General features: G+C 69.6%; 6 protein-coding genes. All 6 read right to left on the bottom strand.

The genetic code is table 11. The features are described 5' to 3' along the window. Positions 1 to 183 precede the first annotated feature (183 nt). Positions 184 to 780, bottom strand: a complete 597-nt coding sequence (locus P3H78_RS32575) for a hypothetical protein (protein ID WP_276112793.1) — start codon at positions 778 to 780, stop codon at positions 184 to 186. An 869-nt stretch (positions 781 to 1649) separates the two neighbouring features. Next, positions 1650 to 2189 (bottom strand): hypothetical protein, encoded by a 540-nt coding sequence (locus P3H78_RS32570; protein ID WP_276112792.1) that lies wholly within the window; start codon positions 2187 to 2189, stop codon positions 1650 to 1652. A gap of 158 nt (positions 2190 to 2347) precedes the next feature. Then, positions 2348 to 3586, bottom strand: coding sequence for a hypothetical protein (locus P3H78_RS32565; protein WP_276112791.1), 1239 nt, complete (start codon positions 3584 to 3586; stop codon positions 2348 to 2350). 294 nt (positions 3587 to 3880) lie between these two features. Then, positions 3881 to 4699 carry a hypothetical protein gene (locus P3H78_RS32560; protein ID WP_276112790.1) on the bottom strand — a complete coding sequence of 273 codons (819 nt, stop codon included), beginning with the start codon at positions 4697 to 4699 and terminating at the stop codon, positions 3881 to 3883. A 232-nt stretch (positions 4700 to 4931) separates the two neighbouring features. Continuing rightward, positions 4932 to 5561, bottom strand: coding sequence for a DUF6927 domain-containing protein (locus P3H78_RS32555; protein ID WP_276112789.1), 630 nt, complete (start codon positions 5559 to 5561; stop codon positions 4932 to 4934). Positions 5562 to 5773: 212 nt separating this feature from the next. Then, the gene (locus tag P3H78_RS32550; RefSeq protein WP_276112788.1) at positions 5774 to 6640 is read right to left on the bottom strand and encodes a hypothetical protein; all 867 of its coding nucleotides are present in this window, start codon (positions 6638 to 6640) and stop codon (positions 5774 to 5776) included. Between the last annotated feature and the right edge of the window lie 90 nt (positions 6641 to 6730).

Raw genomic sequence — 6730 nt, 5'->3', positions numbered from 1 at the left:
GTCCCCCGATTCCTGGTCACGGCGTCACCAAGAACCAGAACCGGCCCCCGTGACATGAACAGGACCAGAAACCCCCACACCCGACCAAGCCACGCAAACCCCAACACCCCACACAGACACCACCAGAACAACCCCCAGCACCGGACACCCGAGAGGGCCACGGACGGGGACGGGGCCCGCAGATCACGTCATGCAGCAAACCGCCACATCGACAGCGGGCCCGCCGCCGGTGAGGGCTTGAAGGAACCGCGCTCCCTGGTCCCAGGCAGGTACGCAGTGTTCACGTCCAGAGGGAGCGATGCGCACGGTGGCGAGCAGAAGGGCGGGGTCGGCGAGGTTCTTGAAGTGGGTGGAGACATCGATCGGGCCGGGCAGGGTCAGTTGGCCGCATGTGGTGTTCGGCACGAAGGACTTCACCTTCTGCCAGCCAGGCACGCCGAGCGGGCCGAGGGAGTACGGATCCGTGTTGGTGCGCTTGGCGGGCTCGGATGCGGGCCCGATGGCACCGAGGGCGGTCATCCACTGGTCGCCGCGGACCCGGCTCACCGTCACGGACAGGTCGCCCGCACGCGCTCCGATGCGGACTGAGCCGCTCAGGCAGACGGAGCCGATGTCACCGGGATGCTGGCAGGACGTGAAGTCGAAGCCCTCGCTGTAAGGACTGTCGTGCGGGCTCGTCTCGCCGTTGGCGACGGCGGCCTTCAGGCCGGTCCAGCTACCCGATGTGACGAGCGTGTAGAGCAGAGACTGATTGTGGTGGTACGTAGGGGTGGGGAGCACGGCGGGTTCCTCTCAAGCGGTGAGCAAAGGGGCGCGCACGGCGAAGGGGGGGGCGAGACTGATGGTCACCACTCCTCCCGGCGGCCGGTGGCTGCACCGTGAGGCAGCGGCCGGCAAGACCCGCAAGCGGGAGCCCTCACCGCACAGGCCGCGCCCCCAGCTCCTCCGCAAGCTACGAGGCCGGGTGGCGTGCGGGGCGGACGGGGGCGGTTCCTCGCCCTATCCAACGTGGGTCGAGTCGGGCACAGCTGCCGGATCTGGCACATGGCGCCGGGCGAGGAGCGCCATCGGCCCACCCCCAGCGTGGGTGGGCCGATGGCGACGGGGCGCGGACTGCGGCGTCAGGACTGCTCTTGGCGTTTCGCCAGTTCCAGAGCGCAGAGCGTCCGAGCATGGGTGATTACGCGCGGGTCAGGCAGGTGTAGGAACAGGGCAACTGCACAACTCGTCGTGGATGACCCCGCCTTGGGTCAGGTGCTCGGAGCTCGTTGTGGCCCGGGCGCGGCCGAGGTCGGCTCGTGGGCGAGTACCCGCGCTCACTTCCGCCTCGAGGATGTAGAGACACGGGCATCCGTCCCAACGTGCAGCGCCTCGGGCGTATGCGAGAGCTTCGGCAACGGCCCGTCGGTACTCGGGGCCGAAGCGGGTGAACGGAGTCAGAGCGTCGACACGTTGCTGTACAGCTTGGGAATACGACATAGCGCAACCTTTCAGAAGGGCGGATGTATGGGCGGGAATCGGGCCCCAGGGAGGGGCAGGGGTTACCCCTCCCTGGCACCGGCCCACCCTCGCGACTGCGCCGGCAATCTCCGCAACCTCTGTCATGACGTTGAGTTGCAGGGCGCGGAGGGCTGGCGGGTCGTGGGCGGCTATGGGCAGGGGCGGGGCGTGAGGGAGGCGAGCAGTGGCGCCACCATGGAGCGGGCGACGGGCATGTCGGCCTCGCGCCACACGGTCGCGTTGTCGATGGCGTGCCACAGTTCGGCCGTCATCGGGAGTGAGGCCGCGTCCGTGCAGTCGGGTACACGGAGTGGTGGGTGCGCGCCCTTGATGTCTACATGTGTTCCGTCAGGGCCAAGGCAGACGATGTGCCCGATGCGGCAGGGGCAATGTGTACCTCCGCCGTCCAGGCACATGCGGTCCTGGCCGTCGCAGTCGTCGGTGAGTAGGCCGATGGTGGGCCATCCGGTCGCAGCGCTGAGGGCGCGTGCGAAGGCGTGGCACTGGCCGTGCGTGAATGCCTCGCGGGCCGTCTCGTCGAGGTGTCCGGGGGTCACCTCGAATGTGCGGTGCCATTGGCCAACCACGGTGACGGGCCGGTCGGTGGGCAGGTGGTCAGTGTCTGTGCTCGACGCGTCGGCGGCTTGATCTGCGGCCTCCATTAGGAAGCCGGTGAGCAGGTCGGACATAACAGGGTGTGCTCCTTCCTGGAGTTGCCCGGGTGGGCGGGCGCATCGTCGGAGCACGGCGGGCTAGCGTCGCAACGGGAGTCGAGCGGACATGTGGGACGGCTCCTGCCCTCCGCTGCGTGGAGGCGACGGAGGGCAGGAGCCGGATGCGGGCGCTGTCAGGTGGTGAGGAGGAGAGCGCCGCTGCTGGTGACCTTCTGCCACGCTGCCTCGAAGCCTCCTCGTTGCTTGTCGACCATCCCCGCGGGGGCGGCGACCAGGAACCCCTCGGCTGTCGGGTACGTCTCGCCTCGTTCGGCGAAGCGCATCCGCGGGACGCCGTCGATGGTTACGACGAGCGAGTCCGATGCCCGTCCCTCGTCGTGGAGGTGTTGCATGACCTCGGCGCGGGTGCCGTGGTGGATGCTGCGGACCGATCGCCAGGCCGGTCCCTTCCTGAGGGGCTCACGGCACCAGGGCCCTGGCCGTGGGCAGCTCTTTCCGTGGTTGGCACGGCAGTGGTCCGAGCGGCCCGCGAAGTAGACGCGACGCACCTCATACACCGCCCACTGGGCGGCGCTGCGTTCACGCTCGAACGCGTCCAGGGCGGCGGTGTTCCCGTCGTTGCGGAGGAGCTGCTTGAGGGAGACGTCGCGGTACAGGGTGGAGCGGGAGTTCAGGGCGATTGCGTTGGACTCCAGGCGCAGTACCGCAGCGGCCAGTTCGGGGAAGGCGCGGCAGCGAGCAAGGTGCGCGTCGACAGAGGCTCGGACTGCGGGGTACGGGCACATCGTGCAGTACGATTTAGGCCATACCACCCCGAATCGCTCTTTGAGGCCCTGGAGGATCTGGGTCCTGTCGAGCCCCCAGTCGATGAGCGGGTACCAGGGTCGGCGGGTCTGAGAGGCGTAGGTGTAGTCACGCTCGGCCCGGTCGGTCTCGTTCGCTTCGTAGCCGATGACGTGGCGGTACGCGATGGTGCCGAACTCTCGGGCCGCCCACTGGTCCATCACCCAGCCCTTGAACTTGATCGAGCAGAAGCGCTTCTTGGAGGCGTACTGGGGCACCGTGCCGGTGGGGCCGAGCTCGTCGGACAAAGCCCATGGTCCGCGGCGGAACAGGCGGCTGGGGGTGCGTGTGTCGGACAGGACGGCGATACCGTCGCTGTCGCTCGGTCCTCCTCGGGCCACTTGGACGAGGCGGACGTTGTGGCGGGCCAGCAGGGGGAGGATGTGCTGCTCGGCCAGGTCCATCGTGTCCGGCCACTCCTCACCCGTGAGAGCCACGATGACCACACATTCGCGCAGGTCGGGGGTGAGGCCGTGGGCGGCCGGATCTTCGAGGAACTCGACCAGGATGCGCGTGGAATCGGCGCCCAACCCCCAGCTGATGAGGATCGGGGACACGGTTTCGTCCATGGAGGTGGCCTTCCGGGTCTGGTGCGTAGCGGGCGCCCCGGCGCTGAGGTCGGGCCGGGGCTGCTCTGGATGGCCGGAACGATGGATCAGGTCAGACCAAGCCCCGCAACAACCGCTGCTACGCCCTGTGTTGGCGAGCCCGAGGAGCGCGGCAACGGGCCACTGGCCTGCCCCCTGTGCGTGTGGTCACGAGCCCGCAAGTCCGTGGGGCAGTCGGCTTCGCATGCCGCGAGGCATGGGACGGCCGGACGGCCCACGGCTCCGCGAGTGCGGCGCCGAGGGCCCTGCGAGCTGCTACGCCCGCGTCCCGTGCAGGCAGTCGCCGCGCTCGTCGCGGTCCGTGGAGTCGGGCGCAGGGTCGGCCTGCTCAGACTGCTGGAGCGGGATGGCGTTGATGAGGGCGTCACGGAGATGACGCAGGGCTCCGACGGCTGCGCCTTCGGCCACGGTGGGCCAGATCGGATCGTGGTCGCGAGCGGTGTCGAAGTCCTCGTTCTCGTCCAGGAGCGCGAGGGCTTCCACGACGGTGGCGACGGCGGCCGGGTAGTCGGTGGCGGGGCCGGTGAGCGTGCCGAGGTCGGGCGCCGGCAGGACGGGAGAGCGGTAGGCGGGGTCTTCGGTCACCAGGACGCCCAAGGCGGCCACCGCCAGGGCCCAGGCCGGCTCGCAGTGTTCGCGGTCGGCTGGGATGAGCGCGAGGCCTGCGCTTGCGGAATAGCCGTGGGGGGAGCCGCCGAGGCGGCTCTCGGCCGTGATGCTCGGCCCGAGCCGGAGGATGCCCTCGAGGGTGCCCGGCTTGTGTTCGATGGCAGGATGCCACGACCACGTGGCCGTCGGGGTGGTGAGGCGTTCCAGTGCCGTGAGCCAGCAATGACCGCTGTAGCCGTCGGCGGCGATGATGACTGCGCCCGAGTCGGCGTTGAAGGTGACGGAGCCGCTGATCGGGCTGTTGCGGTGGCGGGGGCTCTGCTCGAAGAACATGAGGCCGGTGTCCTGGTCGGCGTGCGAGCGAATGGCCAGGGGCGGTGCGGAGACCATGAGTGCGGTGTACAAGCCGTTGAGGGTGCCGGTGGTGGTGAGCTCCTGGTGGAGGGCGTCGTGGGTGGTGAACACGCGGGGTCCTTCCCAAGGTGAGATCCCGTCGGCCGGTGGGCCGGGCAGGAGCTGCTCCGCGGAGGGGCGGGGCGGCGGGATGGACCGTGCGCGGGGTCTGCCTTAGCCGCGCAACCGCAGCTGTTACTCCGGATTTGGGCGGGGTCGGAAACGCGCTCGGCCCCGCCCCTGGGCGGGGGCGGGGCCGAGCGGCGGTGACAGCAGCGGAGAGAGGGGGCCGAGAAGGCTGGCTTCAGGCGGCAGATGGGGTCGCGGTCTCGGCGGTGGGCATGGCGGCCGGCTGGTTGGTCTGCTGCTGGCCGACCGGGGTGAGGATCTCCCGGTGGTCTGGGGTGATGAGGGCAGCGACGCTGTCACGCCAGTTCGGAACGCGGCAACGGCTGCGGCCGAGGACCAGGAAGCCGGGGGCCCGGTCGCGTCGGGCATAGATGAAGGTGTCGCTGCGGGTGCCGTTGGTGAACGTCAGGGTGTGGGTGAGGCGGACCTGTGCCCCCGGCTTCAAGTGGCGGCGCAGGAAGTCGCGTTGCGCGTGGTGGGCGCGGCATTGCGCGCGCCAGGCGAGTGCGTACTCGTTCGTCGTCGGGGTGAGCGCGTTGAGCACCGATTTGGGTGCCTTGTGGTCGCCAGGTCCACAGTTCTCGTCCAGGTCCTTGTAGCTGAAGTTGTAGTCCGGGTCATTGGTCCATCGGGTCAGGGCGATGAAGGCGGTGACTTCGCTGGTGGTCTGGTCGCGGACGGCGGCGTAGAAGACGCCTTCGACGGTGCCGTGCGCGATGATCTTGTAGCGGTTGTCGAGCTTCTTCGCGAAGTGCACTTCGTTGGTCTCGGCGTTCTTGTCGCGTCGGTACGACGTCCATCCCATGGCGGGGCCTCTCGGTCTGGGGCCGGTTCTGTGGACCGGCCGCCGGCACAGCGTGGGATGGTGGCGGGCAAGGGGCGCAAGAGCGTGCTCGGGGTGGTCCGGCTGGGTACGGGGAGCGGAGTGCCACCAGCAGTCCGGGGTCCGGGGACGAAAACGCCCCTTGGGCCCGCCCGCGCAGGATGGCGGGAAGGCCCAAGGGGCGGTTGCGGTGTTCAGTTCGGGGTCGGTGCGCTGACGTGGATCGTGTAGCCCGTGTTGTTGAAGGGGCGCACGGTCTCTGCGATGAACTGGGCGCGCTGCGGGGTCGAGCACTTCACCGAGCGAGCGCCCTTGCCGATGGCGTTGTACAGCGTGACGGTGTAGCGCCCGCTCTCGGGGGTTCCTCCGGGGACGGGACGGACGGGGTCGGGGGCGTGGCCTTCCGGGTTCAGCCGGGTGTTCGCGGCCTTGATGCAGTCCGCGCACAGCCAGCTGTCGACCAGGTACGTGACCTTGACGGCCCCGTAGGCCAGGCAGGTGGGCTCGCTACAGCGGATCCCGGCGGCGCACCGAGCACGGGCGGCGGCCCGCTCTGCGGCCTCGGTCAGTCCCCACCGAGCGGCCTGCTCCTGAAGCGCGTCGCTGGCCTGACGCTCACGGTCGGTCCAGCCGCGTCGGCCGAGGACTGGTTCGACTGCGGCGGCGTCGACCAGGAAGCGGCAGCGTTCCTCGATCTCGTGGAAGACGACCACACGGAGATCGTCGTCGGCGTCATCGGCCCGAGCAGCTGCCTGTCGTGCTGTGGCGGCAATGCGCAGCAGCCTGGTCGACGGTGCGTTGAGCTGGCCAACGGCGGCCTTGAGGAAGGAGAGGGCGTAGGGCGTCTCCTCGTGGTCGGCGACGCCGGGAAAGGCCAGCAGCCGGTGGGCTGCGGACATCGCCCGCGGGATGCGGGCGGAGGCGTAGGCGACGCCGTCACCGGTTGCCTGCGGGTTGGCCAGGATGTAGGCGATGGTGCGTGCTCGGCGGGCGACGGCGTACAGGCGGTGCGCCTGGCGGTCGAGCTCGGCGGCGGTGGGCAGGGTGGACAGCGCGGGCATGGTCTGAACTCATCTCGCGAGCGGGGCAGGGACGGGCTCGCTCATGGAGGGTGCGTGCGGCTTCGGTGAGCGAGCCCGCTGACCGTGGGC

Source organism: Streptomyces tropicalis, assembly GCF_029269835.1.
Classification (GTDB): Bacteria; Actinomycetota; Actinomycetes; order Streptomycetales; family Streptomycetaceae; genus Streptomyces; species Streptomyces tropicalis.
Note: the sequence above shows the minus strand (reverse complement) of the source record. Positions and strands in the feature narration are given on the sequence as shown.

Bases quoted from the DNA above. Each gene is read 5' to 3' on its own strand.
- P3H78_RS32570 (WP_276112792.1), bottom strand. From the start codon at position 2,189: ATGTCCGACCTGCTCACCGGCTTCCTAATGGAGGCCGCAGATCAAGCC.
- P3H78_RS32565 (WP_276112791.1), bottom strand. From the start codon at position 3,586: ATGGACGAAACCGTGTCCCCGATCCTCATCAGCTGGGGGTTGGGCGCC.
- P3H78_RS32555 (WP_276112789.1), bottom strand. From the start codon at position 5,561: ATGGGATGGACGTCGTACCGACGCGACAAGAACGCCGAGACCAACGAA.
- P3H78_RS32550 (WP_276112788.1), bottom strand. From the start codon at position 6,640: ATGCCCGCGCTGTCCACCCTGCCCACCGCCGCCGAGCTCGACCGCCAG.